Genomic DNA, 23,375 nt, shown 5'->3' with positions numbered 1-23,375 from the left:
TGTGTTTTTTGTGGTATAACAGCAGTCGTCATGAATAAAAATTATGTTGATTTTTATCTTTTTTTAATATAAAAAACAATCAATCCTTTTTGTATAAGTGTTATTAATGTTTTTAAGTAATGCTTAAGGATTTAAGTAGGAAGTGCAATGGATTATCAAACTATTAGTAGAATATTTAGTAGGGCGGTTATTTTAGAGATCGCTCAAAAGAATAGAGCTGATTTGTTTAAAGAGATTTTAAGGGGAAGTTATCCTTCAAATGATTTGGAAGATAAGCCTATTTTTTTTATTTATGATGAGATTTACAAGCTGCTGCAGAAGAAATATAGAAATGAGTATGTTTATAAGAATGAAATAGCAAAAAAAATAATAAAAGGTTATCATAAATTCAACAAAGTAAGTTATGTGAATGAATTCAAAGTAAATGGCTGTATTGCTGATGTTGCGATTTTTAATAAGACATCAACTGCATATGAAATAAAAACAGAACTGGATTCATTTGAACGACTGCATGAGCAATTAACTGTCTATAAAGAAGTTTTTGAGTTTGTATATTTAGTCATTCCTGCACAAAAACTAAGCCAAGCATTAGCATTGATTGATGAAGATACAGGCGTAATAACTTTGAGTGGTTGTAATGTTTTAAAATATGAAAGAATAGCTAATTCAAATATTTCTGGGCTATCTAAAGATAAAATGTTTAACTGCTTTAAACCCACGGAATATATCTCTTTATATGAGAAAATTATAGGTGCTAAACCATCAGGGCGGGCGGCAGAAATAAAAGAAATATGTAGAAGTGTTTTTCTTAACCTTAGTACCGAAACTGCATATGCTGAAATGATAGAAATGTTGAGAAGCCGATCCCTTGAGAAATTTGAAAAGGAAAATTTCCGTGCCTTACCTCAATCACTTTTGGCTACTCTTTTGAATCTTCGCTTAAACCGGAAATCTCTATTGAGTTTAAGGGAAAATATAAGAGAAACAATATGTTAAAATAAAAGGAGATACGGCGTGTATTATTGTTATTTGAGAGGAAAGCAGTATGAGTTGTTAGCAGTTAGAGCAAGTCTTTCAAAGATAGTTCAGAAAAATATGGCTGTTATCGTTGAACCAGTAAGAGAAAGTACTCGTGATCTTTACAGTTGTTTGAGGGATGCTTGTAATCAGAATGCGCGAGTTATTCTGATTATAAACCCTAAGTGTGGTGAGATTAAAAATAATCATCGTGCATTGGAAGAGTTAATTCAGGGTTCCATTGATATAAACCCTAATGTTGAATTGGGTTTTATTGTTGATGATAATACAGGGGCTAACCAGCTTGCTGCTTTTTTTAATTCTTATTCACAATTTTCTAAATCTATAATTCATTTTGGAAGTTATTCCAACCCATCTCAGTTGCTTAACCTTCAACTTAGCGATCCTTTATTTTTAAATAATGTTTTTATTGATGGGGGATGCAGTTCTCACTATATTTCTTCTTTTGGTCAGGCTAATAAGGTTTTGATTCGAGATGGATTAAGGCGTACCTCTACAAATGCAGGGTATGCAAATAATATAATTGAATTTTTTTCTGATTTACATGCTAATTATGTAAGCCTTGGCTTTCAAGGTTTTGGCGATTTCTCTATAGTTGGAGATCATTTTTCTGAGGGTGGTGGACAAGCGGTAACAGCGGCTATACATATTACATATGATAATCTGATTGTGCCTGATATTTCAATTCACCATTTTCTTTCTGATCCGAGAACTACGTATGAAGATGTTGCAATCTTAATTGATGAGGCTTTGGAGAAATTAGATGGGTTTATTAAAAATACAAGGCCAGATATACTTGCATGGTCAACGTCTTGCAATGAATTAATTTCTATTTACAATACTCCAAATAACAATACGAATCTGGCATATATTAAAAAACTATCAATAAAACATCACTTCGAATTAATGCATCATATTTTGTGATTGGTTCTAAGAGGTGTTTTTGACACCTCTTTTTTACAATTAAAGGTGGGCTTTTAAAATATTGGTGTGGTTATGCGAATATATTTAACATCAATAGAGTTTTTTAGGGGTAAATTAAAGGGGGTTATATATTCGAGTTGTTCTCATTTCGTATTTTTCTTGCCGTATTTCTATGATGCTCCCTTGAGATAAAACACCCCCTTGAAATCCCACCAAAACTGTCGTAATTTTATCCACGCAACACCGCTGTCGATGACAGCCACCAATGTTTCCAGTATCAGGATGATACGAGTGACCCGTGAGAAACGCCTTCGGGTGGTCACAACGCCAAAGTCATAGGGAATGGAGCGTGGTCTGAGACTGACGCCTTCGGGCGACCACACCGGTACTGTTACTCTTCCATCGCCTGCAAGGAAGAGAGCGTGATGAAGAAGCGCGGTAAATCTGCCAGCCTTTGGGAGCAGATGTCGTCAGGTAGTTTGAGCGCCGTTACGAGCGTGACGATGAAGGTCAGTTAAACTAAACCATAGCCCATTGGGCCCTAAGTTTTACCCATAACCGGCTTGCCGGGCGGCGTAAAATGCTTCACTTATACTATACCCAGCCAGAGCGCGGTTTTCCCGTACCGTAGGACACTGGCTTGTAGCTGCAACGTTTATCGTTGTAGTGATTTCACATACTAAGCGACTTAACTGGCGCTTACTCTCGTAAGTTCACGTTAGCGTGCAACTTCGATTTTACTCGTCCCAACGATTGCCATCTGTACGTGTGAACGTGCGGGTTGTACCGCATGATGCCGTAATGCATCAGGGCTGTATCCGCCTGTCACGCTTTCACCCGGCGTCACTTTTACCGCGCAAGCAGGTGAAAGTGACGCCGCGCACTGACGTCTTTCTCGACTTTACTCATGGCCGTTTGCGCTGCGTGTCAACATTCTGACACCACCGTTTTCGCGCCTCATTGTGTTTAAAAGCATTCTGGATCGATACCGAGGCAGGCGATTTGCCTGGGGGTATGACTGTGTGAACAGCGGTTGCACTGTGTGCATCACCGAACCCCCGATACCTCAACAAAACCCAAGCCCTCCGGCGCACAGGTATCGTTCAGGCAGAGCACCGACTCTGCATAGCAGCCATGCGCCGAAGGGCTGAAGTCGAGATAAGAGCATGACAAAACTCAGTCGTGAAATGAAAACATGGGCGAAACAGGCGGGTGGCAGCCATAAAACGGTTCATGATCGCCTCCGTATTGTTGAGCGTTTGTGCCGTCATCTGCTGGCACTCAACATTCAGGTGCGCAGCGTACAGCACGTTAAAGCCCGGCATATCGAAAGCTATGTGGCGGCCCGCCGCTCTCAGGGCATGGCTTTACGCACGCTGCATAACGAGATGTCCGCCTTGCGCAGCGTGCTGCGTCTGGCAGGCCGGGGAAAACTGGTGGATGATCCCCGCCTGAGCAATCAGGCGCTGGGGCTGGGTGGTGCCAGCCGGGCAGGCACTAAATATGCCATCCCGGATGCGCTCTATCAGTCCGTGCTGGAGTCCGCCCGCCGGGAAGATGTCGGTCTGGCCTGTGCGCTCCAGCTTGCCCGGCTGCTGGGGTTGCGTTCGCAGGAAGCGGTGCAGTGTTGCGCCTCGCTCAAGCGCTGGGAGCAGCAACTGATCCGGCAGGCTGACCGGCTCACTGTCGTGTTTGGCACCAAAGGCGGGCGACCGCGTGAAACCCGCGTGCTGGACAGCGCAGCGGTACTTGCTGCTGTGCGTGAGGCACTTGTCATCGCCGACAACCGCAACGGCAAACTCATCAATAAACCGGATTTGAAAACCGCCATGAATTTCTGGCGTGCTCGTACTACCCGCCTCGGCCTGACCGGCCCGCACTCCCCCCACAGCCTGCGCTATGCATGGGCGCAGGATGCCATGCGTTTCTACCTTGCCGACGGGTTTAGCCGTCAGGAGGCACGGGCGCTGGTGTCGATGGATTTGGGTCATGGCGATGGCCGTGGCCGTTATGTTGAACGTGTCTACACCCGTCAGGAGGAGGCGTAATGATGTCCAATCTCACTCTGTTGCGTTTGCCCGATGTGATGAAAAAAACCAGCCTCAAAAAATCCTGGATCTATTACCTGATCGATCGTGGCGAGTTCCCCCAGCCGGTGAAGCTGGGCGCACGTTCTGTCGCCTGGGTGGAGAGTGAAATCAACGACTGGATTGCCGAGCGTATCCGTCAGCGGGCGGAGGGGCGCAAATGAGTCATTCAGCTTTTCTTCTGGCGGGCAAATTGGGCTATACTGCGCGGGCTACGGCAAAATCCGTAGCCGGAATTGGCGTTCCGAACAATAGTCTGGTGCCTGAATACGCACATTGTGCGTATTTTTTTGCAGGCAAGCGTCGAGCTGTACCTTCAATGGTGGCTCGTGCGGGGCTTCCGCAAGGAAGGCCGGTAGCCAGACTGTCCGGTAACGCCAACCTCGCACGGGCTACCACCCGCGAGATTGGCGTCTCTGGTGGTAGCTATCACAATTGCTACAGTCTGGAGGCTGCCTTATGGCTACGACCCTTAGCTATTCCTGCCTGCAATCTTTCACCTCTCTTGTGGAGGTGCGCTATGTATAACCCCACACCGCTGTTACTGGAAGAGATCGCCGATCACTGCCGGGTGCTGGCCTACGCCATCATTGAGCTGGAAAACCCCGTTGCCAAAGAGCTGCTGATGTTCATCTTATGGGAGCGGCTTAACCTGCTGAATGACACGCTGGATGCGGAGGTGCCGGACAATGAGTAAGTTTGTCTCGGAAAGTGTTGCACAATCCCGCCACCGCTGGCCGTCGATTCTGGCGGCATTAGATATCTACTTTCCTGCCGGGGGCCAGCATGGCCCTTGCCCTGTCTGCGGTGGAAAAGATCGCTTCCGCTTTGATGATAAGCGTGGGCGTGGCACCTGGTTCTGCAATCATTGCGGCCACGGTGATGGTCTGGATCTGGTCGCCCGCGTCAGGCGGTGTGACATCGCGGAAGCGGCCAGAGTGGTGACGGCACTGGCGTCATCAGCCAGTGAAACACCGCCCGCCAAAGAAAAGGCGGTTGATCCCCGCCCGCTGGCAGAGCGCATCAAGGCGCTGATGGCTGCCGCGAACACCGGGGAAAGCCCATATCTGAAAGCCAGAGGGCTGATGACACTGGCGATGCTGCTGACTGCCGCACAGGCAATGACCATCGGGCGTGTCCGGTTTGGCGAAGGATCGCTACTGTTGCCGATGTTCCGCACCTCCGGTGAACTGGCAGGGGCGCAACTGATCACGCCCGGCGGTGAAAAGCGGTTGTATCCCGGCACACAGTTGAAAGGGGCGTTTATTCCGGTCAACCACGGCCCGGAGCCGTCGAAGCTGATTATCACCGAAGGGTATGCCACAGCGCTCACTCTGCAACAGTGCTCGTCATGCCATGTGGTGGCGGCGGTATCGGCTAATAACCTGCTGAACGTCGCGCAGGCATTCAGGGCGCGTTATCCCCAGTGCTGCCTGATTCTGGCCGGGGATAACGATATTCACCCGGATGGCGCGGCCAACACCGGAAAACTGATGGCGGAGAAAGCGGCGCAGGCCGTTGACGGCTGGGTATCCCTGCCGCCGACCGATACCGCCTGCGACTGGGATGATTTTCGCCAGCGGCACGGCATGGAAGCCACCAAAGCCGCATTCCGGCGTCAGCTTACCCGGCCTGCCGTTATCAGCCCGGCCCCGTTGCCTGACGCCGGGCTGTCTCCTGTCACGGCATTTTCCTCTGCCCTGCCACTGCGTAAAGGCTCGGAAGGGTTTGATACCCGACAGGATTACCTGATCAAGGGCTACCTGCCGAGCGGCGCGGTTGCCAGTGCTTACGGTGCCAGCGGGTCGTATAAATCCTTTCTGGCTGTTTCCTGGGCGTGCCATATCGCCACCGGGAAGCCGTGGGCCAACCGACCAGTCACACAGGGCGCAGTGATTTATGTGGTGGGTGAAGGCGGGATCGGCGTACCGCGCCGGATTCGGGCGTGGGAGGAAACGCTGAACGACCGTAGCCCGATCGATGCGCTCTACCGCGTTGACTGCCCGGTATTCCCGGCCAGTCCCGACAGCGTGGAGCAGGTGATCAAGGCCGCCCATGACGTGCAGGCCGCCACCGGGATGGCGGTACGGCTGATCATTCTGGATACACTGGCCCGCTGCTTTGGCGGTTCGGATGAAAACGCCGCTAAAGACATGGGGGCGTTTATTCAGGGGTGCGACTACATCAAGGCGGCCACGCAGGCCACGGTACTGATTATTCATCACTCCGGCAAAGATCAGGACAAAGGCGCTCGCGGCTCCAGCGCCTTCCGGGCTGCGCTGGACGTGGAGTTTAATGTGCGCCGCGAGGCCGACGGGCAGGCGCTGATCCTGACCTGCACCAAAATGAAGGACGCCGAAGAGCCGCCACGCCGGGCCTACGACCTGACGGCGGTAAATCTGTACGTGGACGATGACGGCGAGCCGGTCACGTCGCTGGTTCTTAGGGATGAAGGCCGGGAGGTCCGCGATGACCCGACCGACGCTGACCCGGCGCTCAGTGGGATCACCCGGCTGACGGATAACCATGTGGCGCTGTGGGAAGCGATCCGCTCGCGCACGGCCAGTGGCGACGGCTGCACCCGCGCACTGGTGCGTGACGATATGCGGGCGATGGGGTTTGATGTCTCCAAAAAGTTTACCCGCTGGCTGGATAAACTCGTCAAGGATGACCTGATCGCACTGGATGGTGAAAACATCGTGCCATTATCAAAACGCGATAACGTGGGGGAATAAACGGGGGAGATGTGGGGGATGCCGGGTATCAGGTTATGGTATCTGGCGACGTCCCCCACTTCCCGGATGCCTATATACCCTAAGTGGGGGAGAATAGTTAACTTGCTGTATATCAATGATTTATTTTTCCCCCTCCATCATCCGGTGGGGGAAGCGTATTACGCGGTAAAGTGGGGGCAAGGTGGGGGCATCAGCACAGAAAACCGCTTTACCAGCATGAACGCTATTTACCCCTTTCCTGCCTGATACGACGTTTTCTGTCAATCAATGTACCCGCTTCATCAAAATAGCGGCTGGGCCAGATTTCAGCGGGATGTTTGTCCAGTGCGGTGGCAACCAGCCATTCCCCCTTCGGCCAGGGACGTACCAGCACATTCGCCAGTGTGGAAGAACTGAGTCCCGCAGAACGGGATAGCGAGGCCAGCGTGGTGCCTTTCTTGCGCAAGCCGGCGATGATATCCGCCTGATGCCAGTCGTTATACGTAGTCATACCTTCTTCCTTATTTATTAAGATGTCAGGTAACTATACGTACTAATTCTTCCGCATTTACTAAGAGTTACTTAGTGGTATGAAAGCCGGTTTTTATCGAGAGCTTAGGGATTCTTGCCGGGATAGACGAAGCGATGGCCAGCGCTCGCATGAATCAATATGAGCGTGGGATTCACACGCCAGATTTTGAGCTGGCGTGCCGACTGGCTGCTGTACTGCATGTTCCGGCCTGTTATTTTTATACGGTAGAAGATGATTTGGCAGAAATGATCCTGTCGTTTTACGACACGAAGGAAAATCCATCTTCATAGAGCCACGGAGCGCCCGCCCCTCCCAAAAAAGGGGCGGGCGCGGTGCCAGACGCTATCATGATTGGCAGACCATAAGATCTGGTCGCGACTAATAACGTTAAGTAATTGACCTTCGACTAATACTGATGGGAAATGACGCCATTTATTTTAAATCAGCATGCTTAAATGTTTGCTCGCCAGCCTGGCTATTTGTCATTTTTAGCATGTTACTCTCTTCTTTATCAGTGATTAAGGCGTTACATAAACCCTCTTTATTTTGATAAAAATTTATTACCATAACGATAATAATAAGGTGTGTTCCTGTATTTCTGACGCGACAAAACCCCAGTATTGGTAGAACGCTTTTGCCTCATCAGATAACGCATGTACCAATAACGCTTTGTTGCCTACCTGCTGCGCTACATTGCGGGAGCGGAGTACCGCATCTTTCAGAAGCCCGGCACCGATCCCCATGCGTTGATAACGTTCATCAACGGCTAATCGGCCAAGTACCAGAACAGGAATGGGGTCAGGCATATTGCGCCGGAATGCGCCCGGTGCAACCTGACGCTGGATGCTACCCGACGCGAGGGCATAGAACCCCACCACACGCTGTGTACCGGCTTCACACACCACGAAGGTGCGTGAAGCGCCCAGCGTCTGATTTTTTAACGCCTTGCGTTTCAGCCATTCATTCAATGACGGCTCGGAACAATGAAAATCCACAACTGCATGTTGAGGCAGCAATAATTCAGGTGCCGTTATTCCCACGGAGATTTCCTGTTCAGTAATGCATTCACACGCGGATTATCTGTGACAGGTGATTCCAGCACCTGAATGAAAGCATCATATTGTTCATCATTGACCAGAAACAGCCGTTGATCCAACAACACATCCTCAGCCTCACGGCAGGCAGCATCAAGGATAAACTCTGTTCTTGATTTCGACAGCAATTTAGCGGCGACATCAATCAGCTCCCGCTGTGATGCTTTAGCACGAATATTAATCGGCATTTCTTTTGTCTCTGTTCGCATCGTGACCTCTCTGTGTAGCGAATAGCTATACATTCAGTATAGTGAACGGTACAGAAAATAGCCATACGCCATTCATGAACAACATTTTCGTCATCGCGGGGTTGGGTTAGGATCTGTTGCACGGAATCGAACCAGAACGGATAAGAATTAATCTTATTGATAAAATGACGTGATATAGCTCATTGAAAACATGGGCTAAAAATGAAGTAGGGGCATAAAAGGGGGCACCCAAGTTAGATTGGTGAGTATTAAGTTTTATTATTCAATTAATTACATAATTTTGCGTGTCCGGCCTTCGCACCATTAGTATGTAAATAGACCTCAACTGAGGTCTTTTTTTATGCCTAAAATTCAGTCCCCGCAAGGCTCCCCTCGCTTTTTCAGTCAACATAAGTCAACCTGATTCAATCTACATCAACTTACTGATGCGGGTACAAATGGTGGTGACCATGACCCCAAATCTGATCCACCCATAATCAGAAATAACCGGCTTCTGACCATGACCCCAAATCTGATCCACCCATAATCAGAAATAACCGGCTTCAGGTTGGTTGCATATTCTGGCAACCGGCAGATTTTTCGGCGAATTCAGCAGGGGTCATCCATCCCAGCGCGGAATGGGGACGGCCCTGATTATAGTGTATGCGCCAGGCCTCGATTTTGCACCGCGCATCTTCCAACGACATGAACCAGTTCTCGTTCAGGCATTCCTGCCGAAGCCTGCCGTTAAAAGACTCCACCGTGGCATTATCCGTGGGTGTCCCGGGCCGCGAAAAGTCAATCCTTATACCCCGTTCGTAAACCCATTTATCCAGCATTTTCCCTGCAAATTCAGAACCATTGTCGGTTTTCAGTAATAGTGGTAAAGGTCGCTTGAGCGCTATGCTGTTCAGCATCTCTGCAACTTCACCTGAGCGTAGATTCTGACCCACGCAGATCCCCAGGCATTCGCGCGTATAGAGGTCAATGACTGTCAGCAGACGCAGCCGACGCCCGTCGAATAAGGCGTCAGAGACAAAATCCATGCCCCACACGTGGTTCGGATAGAGCCCCTGAGGCTGCGGCTGACGCCGCTGAGCGGATTTATGGCGACGTGGGCGTTTGAGGCGCAGCGACAGTCCCTGTTCGCTGTAGAGCCGGTAGATCCTTTTGTGGTTATCACGCCAGCCTTCTCGCCTGAGCATCACGTGTACCCTGCGGTAACCGTAATGCACCCGGGTTTCGGTGATCTCCCGAATGCGCAAGCGCAGCGCGCTGTCGTCTGCAGCCACAGAACGATAGCGGAATGAGCTGCGACTGACGCGTAGCGCAAAGCAAACCTGCCTCTCGCTGGCTCCGTAACGGGCCTGCAAATCCCTGACCCATTCGCGCAAACGTGCCAGCGTCAGATCTTTTTTGCCAGTACGTCCTGTAGCATGGCTTTATCGAGGCTCAGGTCGGCCACCAGCTTCTTCAGCCTGAGATTCTCTTCTTCCAACTGCCGCATGTGTTTCAGCTCTGAAGGCGAAATCCCGCCGTATTTCTTACGCCACGCGTAAAAAGTGGCGTCGGAGATCCCCAGCTTGCGGCAGACGTCCGGCACAGAGGTCCCAAGCTCTGCCTGCTTGAGGGCAAAAACAATCTGCTCTTCAGTGAATCGTGACTTTTTCATCGGCACCGCCTCCATTCAGGGGAGTTTTTATCATGCCGGAATTCTGTTTCTGAATGGAGCAGGATTTTGGGTCAGGGTCAGTTCACACCTCACCCACGCCGCTCACCACAAGCAACTAACAAGGAGTTGACTATGGCTGACGCGCATTCTACGCCAGACACCGCCGTTTTTAAAATCTCTCAGCACGAGCGCTATCAGCGCGTCGGCTATCGGCCCAACAAGGGCAACACTTCCACGCCCGCCATCAACATCAGCGGCAAGTGGCTCACTGAGGCGGGATTTACCACCGGCCAGCCGCTCAAGTTGCGTGTCATGCCGGGCTGCATTGTGATTACCGTGCAGAATATCCGCGCACTGTGGCAAGACCTGCACGCGCTGAGCATCGCGCCGTTTGATGAGAATGCCGTCACGCACTGGCTGAACCGTTTTCCGGGTGGGCTTAATCTGGCAGGGATGGAGAACGGGCGGTAAATTACCGCCGCTGAACAGTAGATAATAATAAGCCGGAAGGATCGTTGCGATCGCTTCCGGCTTATTTTATTATTTTTTCTTGCTAAATTTATTTATCCATCCATCTTCTGTAAAAAGTTCACCGGATAAACCATCACTTATTTCGTTAATATTAACGTCTGATGCTAATATTTTTTTGTCTTCATCTTCTTCAAACATAAAAAGGAAATTAAATATAGCGTTATCAACGCACTCGGTAATTAAATCTTTAATTACCTCTTTTTGCTTTTTATCAAAATCCGACAATAGATTATGTAGTTCTATAGCTCTCTGTGATTTTAATGTTCCTAATTGAATTTTTTCAAACCTATCAATCGAACGGTCACGAACCATATGCATAACGGCACAACCAAATTTATCTAAAATCTTTTTATCTGTCATGGCGATAACTCACTTATACCAAGGGATATTTGAGGGAGAGATTGCACCTTGAGAGCGTAAATTCCATAGCGATTCAGCAACAAGACTTCTTGCTTGTTGTGTCGTTGCTCCTCCTGATTCTAGTGCATTGACTGCTATTTTCGTATGCTCTGCAAGAGTATTAAGCCGCCCACTATTATAAAGTTCCTTGAACGCCTGTCTTTGATATGAAGTCATAGCTTGATGATCTAACCCCATCTTATCCATGTAATCCTGACTAATTGAGAATCCTTTTTTAGGATCATATTTGGGATTGCTCTTAAAGCCTGCTTTAGCATGTATATGGTGTCCGCCGACATCTTTATATTCACCAGTTCCACACTTAGCAAGCCCCAACGGATCGATCCAAGTCAAGGGGTTCGGCGCGTAAGCATACAGATTTTCCCCACCCAACACCCCTATCGGGTCATAGGGACGATCCCGACGCCGTCGTATTTTTTAACGCACCTAACATGCTGATAAAAACAGCTTTTTAAAGAGCATTTTTTACAGCATTAACAGCAGCTTAACCCGAACATCCCGACGCGCACTTTTAGCCCCGGACACGCTACCGCCACGCTGTGACGTCCCTGTCTGCCTGACCCGCATCATAGCAGCGGCGGCAGCCGCTGCCATTAGTCGTTGTGTTAATGAACCGGGGTTTATCGCGGCGCGAGCCGTTCCGCAGCTTGCCTGTGGGACGGCGAAGCGTCTGCCGGGGGCGGGCTGGCGAAGCCCGCAAGCGAAGATGTTCAACAGGGAGGCCCCCGGCGGGGGCCGCACGGGGCGGAGATGGCGAGCACGGGAACGAGCAAGGAGCGGGCGACTGCGAGCCGGGCGCAGCAAGTCGCAGCGGGGTTGGGGCGGGGGCGAGGTGATGCCCTTCAGCGGAGGCCGTCAGGCCGACTTCCCTTTCGGGGTTGATGTTGACGTTGGCTGAAGGCTGACGTCGGTGCCTGCGCCGCCAGGGACGGCGGCCACGCCGTGGATGCTGAAGAACGAGTAGGATGCCGACAGCAGAGGGCGCAGCCCTGTGCGCCACGCCGCGCCAGAGTGCCAACCCCGGCGGCCAGCCGCTCACCGTGGCCGACGCAGACGCAACGCGCTCTTGCGCTTAACGGCGCCGACATAATGTGTGTTACGCGTGGGCCGCGTTCAGCGGCTTTCGCGTAATCTCCGGCATTATGTTTAATGGACGGCTGGCCGGCAACGGTGCGGCCAGAGAGCGATTTAGCGTAGCGCTGGCCGGACGGCCATTTACCCCCGCACACGCCGATGCCGAACAAGGCAAGAGGGGCGCCATGGAGGGCGCGCCTTTTGCCCTGCGCCATCCTGAGGCCTTGAAGAGAGTGAGCTACTTTTTGTTATTGTCCGGCGATGTTGTCGTGTCCGGCCTGCGCTCGTCCCGCTTCTTCTTCCGCCGCGCGGTCTGCCTGCGCTCCGCCGGATGCGTCTTTCCATGCACCTTCTGTAAGTGACCGATGGCGACCCGCGTGTAGATTTGCGTCGTTTCCAGCTTCTCATGCCCTAAGATGGCCTGGATGTGCCGCGTGTCCGCCCCGTTCTCCAGCATCTGCGTCGCCATACTGTGCCGGAACACATGGCACGCGCCCGGTTTGTCGAGGTGACCCGTGCCCCGGATGGCTTTGCCCGCCATCTGCGTCAACGTCACCCGCGCCAGTCCTTTTCCTTTGTGGCTGATAAACAGATGGCCGCTGTCATACCGTTTCGCCAGTTCCGGGCGGGCATGGTTCAGGTAACGTTCTAACCATTTACCCGCACGCTCGCCCAGCGGCACCACCCGGTCTTTATTGCCCTTGCCCTGACGCACCGCCATCACCCCCCGGCTCAGGTCGATGTCACTCAGCATCAGGCTCGCCGCTTCCGCTCTGCGTATCCCGCTGCTCCACAGCACTTCCAGTATCACCCGGTTGCGCAGCCCGATAACGGTACCGCTCTCCACCGACTGCAACACGCCGCCCGTTTCTTCCACGCTCAGCACCTGCGCCGGTAAGCGTCTTTCCTCTTTCGGCAAGGTCAGCATCTCTGCCGGGTTATACAGGATAACGTGACGCCTGAGCAGCCAGCGGAACAGCATCCGGATACCCGTCAGACGACCAAGCTGACTGCCTGCGGCTAACGGTTTGCCGTCTGCCTTGCGGTAACTCCGCAGCCAGCGCTGATACCCTTCCAGCACCGCAAGACTCACCTGTGGCGCATAGCGTAAGCCCCGGTCTTCACACCACGCCACGAATGGCAGCAGCCGTTCACGGTAACCTTCATGCGTGCGGGCGCTGTAGCCCGCGGCGCTCAGGTGGTCGAGGTAATGCCCGGTGTGCTGGCGTAACGTCTGTGTCTGGCGGCTAAGGTAAAGGGCTTCCGGGCTGGGTGGTTTTGGCTGGCTCATGGCGGCGCGTCCTGCGTGGTGAGTGGATGAGCGGCAGATAAGGGCACTACGGTACGACGGGCTTATCGTGTGCTGCCGGAACAGGGCTTTTGCCGTTAACCCGACCGGATGGCACAGAACCCTTGCCAGCACTGGCCTTGATGGGTTTTACCTTGTCCGACCGACTACCGACTGAACCCCGACCAGAGGCCGACCGCGTTTCATTAACCCCCGACCGAGCGGAGTCGTAGTTATCTTCCCCGGTTATTTCTACCGCTTCCGGCACGTCGATAAGGCCGCACAGATGCGTGTTATCTGCCTGTGCGTCACCGTCGAACAGCAGCTCATAGCAGAACGTCAGCCCGCGTTTGTGCAGCAGCAGGTATTCCAGTTCGACCAGCCGCGCAAGGTGTATCTTTAGCTGCGTGTCGCCCCATTGCACGGCGTCGCGCAACTGTTTGCGGGTAAAGTGGTATTCCGCCTTTGGCTGCCCGCTGTCGGCAACCCAGCCCTGTATCAGCATCAGCAACTTACGTGTCTGTGGCGGCATCTCGTCCAGCGTCCGGCCAAGGATTTCATGCGCAAGATTGTTGGCTAACACGATATCCGACCGTTCGACCTCGATATACTCGATAACCTGCCCACGGTGTTCTACCTGCTTCACCTCCCGCTGGTACTGGTGCAACAGCGCGATGCTTTGTATCAGCGTGAGGTACTTCATATGGTCGCGGCGGGTGCGGGTTTTATCACTCAGGAACGTGAGCTGGCTGGCGAACGGGTTCACCACCTTTAACGGGCGTAACAGCCGCTGGGCATTTTGATGTAACTCCGCCAGATAGCCTTTCTCGTTCTCCATCAGCAGCCCTTCCAGCGTCTGCTTGTGCCGCTGCAAGGCATGTATCGCTTCCGTCTGCTCCCGCGACTCGTTCACGGTGAGCACCAGACAGCGGTTTAACAGCTCCTCGTCCACATCGATAGCGGTCGTGGTCAGCATCAGCATTACCGGGCCTTTTACCGTGTACTGCTTTGTCACCAGATTACCCGTCGCATCATCCTTTCCCGTACTGGCGATGGTCAGTTCCCCGTCCGACTGCAACAGCTTCAGCGCATACGCCGCCTGCCTGACGCCTTCTTCTTCCGCGATGGCGAGGATTTTATGCTGGAGATTGGTTTCACCCAGATAGAACAGGCTTTGCCCGGTCATGGCCGAGTATTGCAGCCGCTCTTCCGGCGGTATCAGGTTCAGTACCGCATCCATCAGTGAGGATTTCCCCGCCGCCGAACTGCTCTGGATGAGCACCGCCAACGGCCTGTCCAGCTTGCGCGACACCGCCGCCAGATAACCGGCCAGCAGATTGGTCGATTCGCCCACCACGCCGCAGGCCGCGAGGTCGTCCGTTATCCTGCCGGTAAGGTTCGGGTCACGCAGCAACGCCAGCGCTTCCGCTTTCGCATCCTCATCCAGTTCTGGCACGGTTTCACTGTCGGCCTCTGGTTGGTTAAGGTGATTCTCCAGTGCCAGCAGCACCCGCCCTAAGCTACGTTTAATATCATTCTCACCCAGCCCCAACTCACTGGCCGCTAACCTCGCATAGCCCGCACGACTGCGGGCGCTCATCATGTCCACGCTGTCCGCGAACACCACGCCGCTGGCCGTGTCGAGTACCTGTGCGTTCACCTTGAGCGCCGCCGCGCCCGGTTTTACCTGCGCCATGCCCCGGATGCGCCATTGCTGGCCCGACAGCGCTATCTCAAGCTCACCGCCCGGCAACGCCTCAAGCACCACGCCCGCCCCGGATGCCTGCGCCGACCTGACGGCTTCAACCCCGGCGGCTAACGATGAGACGGGCAGCGTCGCTGCCGCTCTCTCCGGCAACGTGTCCGCCACGTCTGTGCCGGCTGCATCACTCATCGGCACCGCGCCGTCGATTAACAGTCCGAACTCGCGTTCAGGTTCGGCCACCTGACACAGGTAGCCGTTGGCGTCCATCCCCGCCGGGAACACGAGACGGAAGCAGACGGTCCCCTCAGCGGCTAACAGGGAAGCTAGTCTGACCGCCGCGTCATTGCCCGCCGGATCGTTGTCATACGCTATCAACACCTGTTTGACGCCATGCCGGATAAACGCCTGCCGCATTTCGTCCGTGAACCCGTTCACCCCATACGCCGCCGTCACATTGCGATAGCCGGCGACCCAGAAGCTCATGGCGTCGATAAGGGATTCGCATAAGATAATGGTTTTACCCGCCACTAATGCCGGTTCGTTCCAGACGCCGCCGTGCGGCCCCGGCAAGTACAGATGCAGCGGCGTTCCCTTGCGCAACCCCTCGGTGATTTTACGTCCGTAGACCTCGCGGATCTGGCCGTCCGGCGTGATAACCGGCACGATCAGCGAACCGGTAAAGTGCTCATGCCCGCTTTCGCGCATCATGCCGATGCCCCGCAACCGGGCGCGGATCTTCGCTCCGGCCTGCACCGCTTTGGGCGGCAGACGATAGGCCAGCGTCCGGTTGGCGAACCCTAAGCGGAACTGCGCGACTAACTCAGGATGGTTTAACCGGCGTTTCTCCAGATAGACAATGGCTTCCGGCGCGTTCAGCAGCGTGTGATGATAAAACTCTACCACGCGGGAGAGCAGCGCCTGACGGCCCGGCTCATCCTCCGTGAACACCGCCGGTTCATCCTGACCGACCAGCGGCTGAACAGACGGATTCTCGCCCAGTTCGCCGCGCAGCCGTTCCACCGCCTTGCGCAGACTTAAGCGTTCCGTCTGCATCACCCAGTCCAGCACCGAGCCGCCCGCGTTGCAGCCGAAGCAGTGATACAGGTTCTTCTCCGGGCTGAGCACGCACGACGGCGTTTTCTCCTGATGGAACGGACACAGCACCACCCAGTCTTTGCCGCGTTTGAACACCTGCCGACCCTGCGCGCGCACCACCTCCACTAACGGCACGGCAGCTTTCAGGTGCTGCAACTCGGAGTCGGGGATGCGGGCCATAACTCATATCCTTATAAAAATATTTCTGATAAAGCATTTATGCTTGATAAGGTAGCTTTCACGCTTTATCATGTCAAGCATGTAAAGTTCATATCAACGCACTGAGGCATGGATGATGACGAGTAATTACGGCAACATGGCTTTGTTTGATACCGTCATGATGACTGAGGTGCTTGATATGACAGACGTGAACGACACCGGATTTGCGCAGCGCCTGCGCGACCTGCGCAGGCAAAAAGGGCTTTCACAGTCTGAACTCGGCAAGCTGGCCGACCTGCATTACACCCATATTGGGCGCTTTGAGCGCGGCACATCCCGACCGGGCGGCGACACATTAAAGCGTCTGGCCGATGCGCTGGATGTGACCGGGGATTACCTGCTGGAAGGGGCGACGGATGAAGCGGCTAAAGCAAGATTTGAAGACCGCGAACTACTGCGGCAGTTTCAGGAAGTCGAGCAGTTGCCCGATGAGGATAAGGAAGTGATTAAGAAGTTGCTGGATGCCTTTTTAACCAAGAAGCAGTTACAGGCGCTGGCAAAGTAACGGAGTTAACGCGGAACTGACGCGCTTGCAACACGTCAGCCCGCTCACCACAACCAACTGGAAGGAGTTGACTATGGCTAAGGCACATTCTAAGTCAGACATCACCGTTAATAAAGCAACCAAAACAGCGCGTTACTACACGGTGGGATACGCGTCGCACAACGGCAAGCCCAACCCACCCTCGGCGATTAACCTTAAAGGCCGCTGGCTGGAAGCGTCGGGGTTTATGACGGGGATGCCGATCACCGTGACGGTTGAGCGGGGAAGGATAGTGATTGAGACCGAGATTAATCTCTGATCGTTGAACTCAACAGCAGGTAAAAAATAGCCGGAAGGATCGTTGGGATCGGTTCCGGCTTTTTATTTATATCTACAAACTATCTTTTATCCATTTATCTTCAACTGGGCTAAATCGTTCTTTTTTATCAACGCGCCACTCATCATTTTTATAATGAAGTGTGTAACGGTATTTATTTTTTAATCGATTTAGTTGATCAGTATAAATAACTACTTTCTTACCTTTGGTTTCGACATTCCCAATAGGCTGATTATCAGCATCATACTCAGGAGGTTCCCCGCAATGTAATGATGCCTGCCTACCTATTTTTCTATCTCTAATAGTACAGAACTTCAAGAAGATAGCATCTATCTCCTCCTGCGCTTTTTTTTGTTCTTCAATGCCTCCTTCTCTCATAGGAATGAGATTATTTTTCTCCCATTGATTCATAGCAGCAAAAAAATTCAATAATACATCTATCGGTTCATCTGATATGTTCATCATATATTCCTAAAGAAGTCGCCTAATACCTTAGAGCCATTTTGATAGACATCATATTGAACCCCCGTGGGGCGCAATCCACCGTTGGCATATTTAAACGTCCATTCAATATCTACGGCACCATGTTGGCTAATATAATCCCTGACCGACTTCTCAAACATCCGATAATCGCCACGGTTAATTTTTGATAGCTGAGGAAACAGATTTCCCTTGCCGCCCTGACCACCCAGTACTTTACCAAGGATATGGCCAGCATCGTCGCCCGGCAGACCTATAGCCTTAATAGCATCTCTCGCACTCGAGTTTACGGCTGTACCTGTTTTTAAATCTGCTGGCGATACAGTAGCCCGTGCTGAGGCGATCTCACCATTTGCACCACGCGTAATGGTTGGACACTTCGCCAACCCAAACGGATCAATCCAACCAACAGGGTTATGAACATACCCGTAGTTACTCTCTCCCCCCAACACCCCTATCGGGTCATAGGGACGATCCCGACGCCGTCGTATTTTTTAACGCACCTAACATGCTGATAAAAACAGCTTTTTAAAGAGCATTTTTTACAGCATTAACAGCAGCTTAACCCGAACATCCCGACGCGCACTTTTAGCCCCGGACACGCTACCGCCACGCTGTGACGTCCCTGTCTGCCTGACCCGCATCATAGCAGCGGCGGCAGCCGCTGCCATTAGTCGTTGTGTTAATGAACCGGGGTTTATCGCGGCGCGAGCCGTTCCGCAGCTTGCCTGTGGGACGGCGAAGCGTCTGCCGGGGGCGGGCTGGCGAAGCCCGCAAGCGAAGATGTTCAACAGGGAGGCCCCCGGCGGGGGCCGCACGGGGCGGAGATGGCGAGCACGGGAACGAGCAAGGAGCGGGCGACTGCGAGCCGGGCGCAGCAAGTCGCAGCGGGGTTGGGGCGGGGGCGAGGTGATGCCCTTCAGCGGAGGCCGTCAGGCCGACTTCCCTTTCGGGGTTGATGTTGACGTTGGCTGAAGGCTGACGTCGGTGCCTGCGCCGCCAGGGACGGCGGCCACGCCGTGGATGCTGAAGAACGAGTAGGATGCCGACAGCAGAGGGCGCAGCCCTGTGCGCCACGCCGCGCCAGAGTGCCAACCCCGGCGGCCAGCCGCTCACCGTGGCCGACGCAGACGCAACGCGCTCTTGCGCTTAACGGCGCCGACATAATGTGTGTTACGCGTGGGCCGCGTTCAGCGGCTTTCGCGTAATCTCCGGCATTATGTTTAATGGACGGCTGGCCGGCAACGGTGCGGCCAGAGAGCGATTTAGCGTAGCGCTGGCCGGACGGCCATTTACCCCCGCACACGCCGATGCCGAACAAGGCAAGAGGGGCGCCATGGAGGGCGCGCCTTTTGCCCTGCGCCATCCTGAGGCCTTGAAGAGAGTGAGCTACTTTTTGTTATTGTCCGGCGATGTTGTCGTGTCCGGCCTGCGCTCGTCCCGCTTCTTCTTCCGCCGCGCGGTCTGCCTGCGCTCCGCCGGATGCGTCTTTCCATGCACCTTCTGTAAGTGACCGATGGCGACCCGCGTGTAGATTTGCGTCGTTTCCAGCTTCTCATGCCCTAAGATGGCCTGGATGTGCCGCGTGTCCGCCCCGTTCTCCAGCATCTGCGTCGCCATACTGTGCCGGAACACATGGCACGCGCCCGGTTTGTCGAGGTGACCCGTGCCCCGGATGGCTTTGCCCGCCATCTGCGTCAACGTCACCCGCGCCAGTCCTTTTCCTTTGTGGCTGATAAACAGATGGCCGCTGTCATACCGTTTCGCCAGTTCCGGGCGGGCATGGTTCAGGTAACGTTCTAACCATTTACCCGCACGCTCGCCCAGCGGCACCACCCGGTCTTTATTGCCCTTGCCCTGACGCACCGCCATCACCCCCCGGCTCAGGTCGATGTCACTCAGCATCAGGCTCGCCGCTTCCGCTCTGCGTATCCCGCTGCTCCACAGCACTTCCAGTATCACCCGGTTGCGCAGCCCGATAACGGTACCGCTCTCCACCGACTGCAACACGCCGCCCGTTTCTTCCACGCTCAGCACCTGCGCCGGTAAGCGTCTTTCCTCTTTCGGCAAGGTCAGCATCTCTGCCGGGTTATACAGGATAACGTGACGCCTGAGCAGCCAGCGGAACAGCATCCGGATACCCGTCAGACGACCAAGCTGACTGCCTGCGGCTAACGGTTTGCCGTCTGCCTTGCGGTAACTCCGCAGCCAGCGCTGATACCCTTCCAGCACCGCAAGACTCACCTGTGGCGCATAGCGTAAGCCCCGGTCTTCACACCACGCCACGAATGGCAGCAGCCGTTCACGGTAACCTTCATGCGTGCGGGCGCTGTAGCCCGCGGCGCTCAGGTGGTCGAGGTAATGCCCGGTGTGCTGGCGTAACGTCTGTGTCTGGCGGCTAAGGTAAAGGGCTTCCGGGCTGGGTGGTTTTGGCTGGCTCATGGCGGCGCGTCCTGCGTGGTGAGTGGATGAGCGGCAGATAAGGGCACTACGGTACGACGGGCTTATCGTGTGCTGCCGGAACAGGGCTTTTGCCGTTAACCCGACCGGATGGCACAGAACCCTTGCCAGCACTGGCCTTGATGGGTTTTACCTTGTCCGACCGACTACCGACTGAACCCCGACCAGAGGCCGACCGCGTTTCATTAACCCCCGACCGAGCGGAGTCGTAGTTATCTTCCCCGGTTATTTCTACCGCTTCCGGCACGTCGATAAGGCCGCACAGATGCGTGTTATCTGCCTGTGCGTCACCGTCGAACAGCAGCTCATAGCAGAACGTCAGCCCGCGTTTGTGCAGCAGCAGGTATTCCAGTTCGACCAGCCGCGCAAGGTGTATCTTTAGCTGCGTGTCGCCCCATTGCACGGCGTCGCGCAACTGTTTGCGGGTAAAGTGGTATTCCGCCTTTGGCTGCCCGCTGTCGGCAACCCAGCCCTGTATCAGCATCAGCAACTTACGTGTCTGTGGCGGCATCTCGTCCAGCGTCCGGCCAAGGATTTCATGCGCAAGATTGTTGGCTAACACGATATCCGACCGTTCGACCTCGATATATTCGATAACCTGCCCACGGTGCGAGACGGTTTTCACCTCCCGCTGGTACTGGTGCAGCAGCGCGATGCTTTGTATCAGCGTCAGGTACTTCATATGGTCGCGCCGGGTGCGCGTCTTGTCGCTCAGGAACGTCAGTTGTGACGCATAGGGATTGACCACGTTCAGCGGTCTGAGTAGCCGTTGCGCGTTCTGGTGCAGTTCGGTCAGATAGCCTTTCTCGTTCTCCATCAGCAGCCCTTCCAGCGTTTGCGCCTTACGTTGCTGAGCATGGATAGCTTCGGTCTGTTCGCGGGATTCGTTAACGGTCAGCACCAGACAGCGGTTTAGCAGTTCCTCGTCCACGTCGATGGCCGTGGTGGTCAGCATCAGCATCACCGGGCCTTTTACCGTGTACTGCTTCGTCACCAGATTGCCTGTGACATCATCCTTGCCCGTACTGGCGATGGTGAGTTCCCCGTCCGACTGCAACAGCTTCAGCGCATACGCCGCCTGCCGTACCCCTTCCTCTTCCGCTATCGCCAGTATCTTATGCTGTAAGTTCGTTTCGCCCAGATAAAACAGGCTTTGCCCGGTCATGGCCGAGTATTGCAGCCGCTCTTCCGGCGGGATAAGGCCCAGCACCGCGTCCATTAAGCTGGATTTACCCGCCGCCGAACTGCTCTGTATCAGCACCGCCAACGGCTTGTCCAGCTTGCGCGACACCGCCGACAGATAACCGGCCAGCAGGTTGGTCGATTCGCCCACCACGCCGCAGGCCGCCAGGTCGTCCGTTATCCTGCCGGTAAGGTTCGGGTCGCGCAGCAACGCCAGCGCCTCCGCTTTGGCGTCGTCATCCAGTTCAGGAACGCTTTCACCGTGGGTTTCCGGTCGGTTCAGATGGTTTTCCAGCGCCAGCAGCACCCGCCCCAGCGACTGTTTCAGCGCGCTTTCAGCCAGCCCCAGCTCCGCCGCGGACAGCCGCGCATAGCCCGCACGACTGCGGGCGCTCATCATGTCCACGCTGTCCGCGAACACCACGCCGCTGGCCGTGTCGAGTACCTGCGCGTTCACCTTGAGCGCCGCCGCGCCCGGTTTCACCTGCGCCATGCCCCGGATGCGCCATTGCTGCCCGGATAAGGTGATTTCAAGTTCACCGTTCGGCAACGCCTCAAGCACCACGCCCGGTTCATCCGCCTGCGCCGCTCTCACCGCCTCAACACCGGCGGCTAACGATGAGACGGGCAGCGTCGCTGCCTCTCTCTGCGGCAACGTGTCCGCCACGTCTGTGCCGGCCGCATCGTTCATCGGCACCGCGCCGTCGATTAACAGTCCGAACTCGCGTTCAGGCGCCGGACAGGGATGTCCCAGTGTCGCGGGCGCAGGATGCGCAGGAGCGACCTCCGCTACCTGACACAGATAGCCGTTGGCGTCCATTTCCGCCGGGAACACGACCCGGAACGGTGCGATGCCGTCAGCGACTAACAGGGAAGCCAGCCTGACCGCCGCGTCATTGCCCGCCGCATCGTTATCGAACGCTATCAGCACCTGTTTGACGCCGTGGCGGATAAACGCCTGCCGCATCTCATCGGTAACGCCGTTCACCCCATACGCCGCCGTCACGTTACGATAACCCGCCACCCAGAACGACATCGCATCGATGAGCGATTCACACAGGATGACCGTTTTACCCGCCGCTAACGCCGGCTCGTTCCACACCCCGCCGTGCGGCCCCGGCAGATACAGGTGCAGCGGCGTGCCTTTGCGTAACTCACTGCTGACCTTGCGCCCGTACAGTTCACGCACCTGACCATTCATATCGATAACCGGCACCACGAGCGACCCCGCCAGATGTTCATGACCGGATGAACGCAGTATTCCCAGCGCCTGCAACTGACCCCGGATAGCCGCGCCGTCTTTGAGTTTCTTTGCTGGCAGACGATACGCCAGCGTGCGGTTGGCGAACCCCAACTTAAAGGCAGCGACTAACTCAGGATGATTCAGGCGGCGCTTTTCCAGATAGGCGATGGCCTCCGGCGCGTTCAGCAGCGTGTGGTGATAGAACTCAACCACGCGGGAGAGCAGCGCCTGACGGCCCGGCTCATCCTCCGTGAACACCGCCGGTTCATCCTGACCGACCAGCGGCTGAACAGACGGATTCTCGCCCAGTTCGCCGCGCAGCCGTTCCACCGCCTTGCGCAGACTTAAGCGTTCCGTCTGCATCACCCAGTCCAGCACCGAGCCGCCCGCGTTGCAGCCGAAGCAGTGATACAGGTTCTTCTCCGGGCTGAGCACGCACGACGGCGTTTTCTCCTGATGGAACGGACACAGCACCACCCAGTCTTTGCCGCGTTTGAACACCTGCCGACCCTGCGCGCGCACCACCTCCACTAACGGCACGGCAGCTTTCAGGTGCTGCAACTCGGAGTCGGGGATGCGGGCCATAACTCATATCCTTATAAAAATAT

General features: G+C 54.4%; 24 protein-coding genes and 1 pseudogene. 11 read left to right on the top strand and 14 right to left on the bottom strand.

Annotation, left to right across the window (positions count from 1 at the left end; genetic code table 11):
- Positions 1 to 147: 147 nt before the first annotated feature.
- The 7 genes and pseudogenes from I6N93_RS15175 to I6N93_RS17320 all read left to right on the top strand — a co-directional run bounded on the left by I6N93_RS15175 (position 148) and on the right by I6N93_RS17320 (position 6,784).
- A complete protein-coding gene (locus I6N93_RS15175; RefSeq protein WP_085685668.1) occupies positions 148 to 996 on the top strand; it encodes a sce7726 family protein in 849 nt (282 codons plus the stop codon).
- Positions 997 to 1,014: 18 nt separating this feature from the next.
- Positions 1,015 to 1,962, top strand: a complete 948-nt coding sequence (locus I6N93_RS15170; protein WP_085685665.1) for a sce7725 family protein — start codon at positions 1,015 to 1,017, stop codon at positions 1,960 to 1,962.
- Positions 1,963 to 3,128: 1,166 nt separating this feature from the next.
- Positions 3,129 to 4,010, top strand: a complete 882-nt coding sequence (locus tag I6N93_RS15165) for an integrase domain-containing protein (protein WP_085685663.1) — start codon at positions 3,129 to 3,131, stop codon at positions 4,008 to 4,010.
- 2 nt (positions 4,011 to 4,012) lie between these two features.
- Positions 4,013 to 4,213: a helix-turn-helix transcriptional regulator gene (locus I6N93_RS15160; protein ID WP_026357784.1), complete on the top strand. Its 201-nt coding sequence runs from the start codon at positions 4,013 to 4,015 to the stop codon at positions 4,211 to 4,213.
- On the top strand, positions 4,210 to 4,746 hold the full coding sequence (locus I6N93_RS17390) for an ash family protein (protein WP_085685661.1): 537 nt from the start codon (positions 4,210 to 4,212) through the stop codon (positions 4,744 to 4,746). The genes I6N93_RS15160 and I6N93_RS17390 overlap by 4 nt, the downstream gene beginning before the upstream one ends.
- Positions 4,709 to 5,629, top strand: a pseudogene (locus I6N93_RS17325) (primase-helicase zinc-binding domain-containing protein); the annotation flags it as partial. The gene I6N93_RS17390 and the pseudogene I6N93_RS17325, both read left to right, overlap by 38 nt.
- Before the next feature lie 75 nt (positions 5,630 to 5,704).
- Positions 5,705 to 6,784, top strand: a complete 1,080-nt coding sequence (locus I6N93_RS17320; RefSeq protein WP_232100170.1) for a helicase RepA family protein — start codon at positions 5,705 to 5,707, stop codon at positions 6,782 to 6,784.
- A 223-nt stretch (positions 6,785 to 7,007) separates the two neighbouring features.
- Here I6N93_RS17320 and I6N93_RS15145 read toward each other — a convergent pair whose 3' ends face one another.
- Positions 7,008 to 7,274, bottom strand: coding sequence for a helix-turn-helix domain-containing protein (locus I6N93_RS15145; protein ID WP_085685657.1), 267 nt, complete (start codon positions 7,272 to 7,274; stop codon positions 7,008 to 7,010).
- 95 nt (positions 7,275 to 7,369) lie between these two features.
- On the opposite strand from I6N93_RS15145, the gene I6N93_RS15140 reads away from it, so the two are divergent.
- The gene (locus I6N93_RS15140; RefSeq protein WP_051122262.1) at positions 7,370 to 7,585 is read left to right on the top strand and encodes a helix-turn-helix domain-containing protein; all 216 of its coding nucleotides are present in this window, start codon (positions 7,370 to 7,372) and stop codon (positions 7,583 to 7,585) included.
- Positions 7,586 to 7,855: 270 nt separating this feature from the next.
- Here the strand turns inward: I6N93_RS15140 and I6N93_RS15135 are convergent, their stop codons facing one another.
- The 3 genes from I6N93_RS15135 to I6N93_RS15125 all read right to left on the bottom strand — a co-directional run bounded on the left by I6N93_RS15135 (position 7,856) and on the right by I6N93_RS15125 (position 10,249).
- Positions 7,856 to 8,335: a GNAT family N-acetyltransferase gene (locus I6N93_RS15135; RefSeq protein ID WP_015855199.1), complete on the bottom strand. Its 480-nt coding sequence runs from the start codon at positions 8,333 to 8,335 to the stop codon at positions 7,856 to 7,858.
- A complete protein-coding gene (locus I6N93_RS15130; protein WP_019843650.1) occupies positions 8,326 to 8,598 on the bottom strand; it encodes a type II toxin-antitoxin system TacA family antitoxin in 273 nt (90 codons plus the stop codon). Before I6N93_RS15130 ends, I6N93_RS15135 begins: the two co-directional genes overlap by 10 nt.
- Before the next feature lie 542 nt (positions 8,599 to 9,140).
- Positions 9,141 to 10,249 (bottom strand): IS3 family transposase gene (locus I6N93_RS15125; RefSeq protein WP_373853693.1). Its coding sequence is split into 2 segments (ribosomal slippage): positions 9,141 to 9,988 and positions 9,988 to 10,249, totalling 1,110 coding nucleotides; the frame shifts between segments, so codons are not numbered across the junction.
- 132 nt (positions 10,250 to 10,381) lie between these two features.
- Here I6N93_RS15125 and I6N93_RS15120 point away from each other — a divergent pair.
- Entirely contained in the window at positions 10,382 to 10,720 is a 339-nt protein-coding gene (locus I6N93_RS15120) for a SymE family type I addiction module toxin (protein ID WP_085690282.1), read from the top strand.
- Between the two features lie 69 nt (positions 10,721 to 10,789).
- Here I6N93_RS15120 and I6N93_RS15115 read toward each other — a convergent pair whose 3' ends face one another.
- The 5 genes from I6N93_RS15115 to I6N93_RS15095 form a co-directional block, all read right to left on the bottom strand.
- A complete protein-coding gene (locus I6N93_RS15115; RefSeq protein WP_085690284.1) occupies positions 10,790 to 11,140 on the bottom strand; it encodes a hypothetical protein in 351 nt (116 codons plus the stop codon).
- 9 nt (positions 11,141 to 11,149) lie between these two features.
- Positions 11,150 to 11,533, bottom strand: a complete 384-nt coding sequence (locus I6N93_RS17315) for a hypothetical protein (protein WP_176222587.1) — start codon at positions 11,531 to 11,533, stop codon at positions 11,150 to 11,152.
- Positions 11,534 to 12,042: 509 nt separating this feature from the next.
- Positions 12,043 to 12,489, bottom strand: a complete 447-nt coding sequence (locus tag I6N93_RS15105) for a hypothetical protein (RefSeq protein ID WP_197669173.1) — start codon at positions 12,487 to 12,489, stop codon at positions 12,043 to 12,045.
- A gap of 23 nt (positions 12,490 to 12,512) precedes the next feature.
- A complete protein-coding gene (gene xerC, locus I6N93_RS15100; RefSeq protein ID WP_085690248.1) occupies positions 12,513 to 13,565 on the bottom strand; it encodes a site-specific tyrosine recombinase XerC in 1,053 nt (350 codons plus the stop codon).
- Between the two features lie 46 nt (positions 13,566 to 13,611).
- Entirely contained in the window at positions 13,612 to 16,542 is a 2,931-nt protein-coding gene (locus I6N93_RS15095) for a CHC2 zinc finger domain-containing protein (protein ID WP_085690246.1), read from the bottom strand.
- Positions 16,543 to 16,654: 112 nt separating this feature from the next.
- Here I6N93_RS15095 and I6N93_RS15090 point away from each other — a divergent pair, with 112 nt between their 5' ends.
- Positions 16,655 to 17,086: a helix-turn-helix domain-containing protein gene (locus tag I6N93_RS15090; protein ID WP_232100077.1), complete on the top strand. Its 432-nt coding sequence runs from the start codon at positions 16,655 to 16,657 to the stop codon at positions 17,084 to 17,086.
- A 73-nt stretch (positions 17,087 to 17,159) separates the two neighbouring features.
- Positions 17,160 to 17,384, top strand: coding sequence for a SymE family type I addiction module toxin (locus I6N93_RS15085; RefSeq protein WP_085690244.1), 225 nt, complete (start codon positions 17,160 to 17,162; stop codon positions 17,382 to 17,384).
- Positions 17,385 to 17,456: 72 nt separating this feature from the next.
- Here I6N93_RS15085 and I6N93_RS15080 read toward each other — a convergent pair whose 3' ends face one another.
- The 5 genes from I6N93_RS15080 to I6N93_RS15060 form a co-directional block, all read right to left on the bottom strand.
- Positions 17,457 to 17,867 carry a RhsIA family immunity protein gene (locus I6N93_RS15080; RefSeq protein ID WP_085690242.1) on the bottom strand — a complete coding sequence of 137 codons (411 nt, stop codon included), beginning with the start codon at positions 17,865 to 17,867 and terminating at the stop codon, positions 17,457 to 17,459.
- On the bottom strand, positions 17,864 to 18,334 hold the full coding sequence (locus I6N93_RS15075; RefSeq protein ID WP_232100079.1) for a DNA/RNA non-specific endonuclease: 471 nt from the start codon (positions 18,332 to 18,334) through the stop codon (positions 17,864 to 17,866). The genes I6N93_RS15080 and I6N93_RS15075 overlap by 4 nt, the downstream gene beginning before the upstream one ends.
- 467 nt (positions 18,335 to 18,801) lie before the next feature.
- The gene (locus I6N93_RS15070; RefSeq protein WP_197669173.1) at positions 18,802 to 19,248 is read right to left on the bottom strand and encodes a hypothetical protein; all 447 of its coding nucleotides are present in this window, start codon (positions 19,246 to 19,248) and stop codon (positions 18,802 to 18,804) included.
- A gap of 23 nt (positions 19,249 to 19,271) precedes the next feature.
- Positions 19,272 to 20,324 (bottom strand): site-specific tyrosine recombinase XerC, encoded by a 1,053-nt coding sequence (gene xerC / locus I6N93_RS15065; RefSeq protein WP_085690248.1) that lies wholly within the window; start codon positions 20,322 to 20,324, stop codon positions 19,272 to 19,274.
- 46 nt (positions 20,325 to 20,370) lie between these two features.
- Complete coding sequence (locus tag I6N93_RS15060) at positions 20,371 to 23,352, bottom strand: CHC2 zinc finger domain-containing protein (RefSeq protein WP_197669172.1); 2,982 nt, start codon at positions 23,350 to 23,352, stop codon at positions 20,371 to 20,373.
- Positions 23,353 to 23,375 lie beyond the last annotated feature (23 nt).

The sequence above is a fragment of the Lonsdalea populi genome (assembly GCF_015999465.1).
GTDB lineage: Bacteria > Pseudomonadota > Gammaproteobacteria > Enterobacterales > Enterobacteriaceae > Lonsdalea > Lonsdalea populi.
Note: the sequence above shows the minus strand (reverse complement) of the source record. Positions and strands in the feature narration are given on the sequence as shown.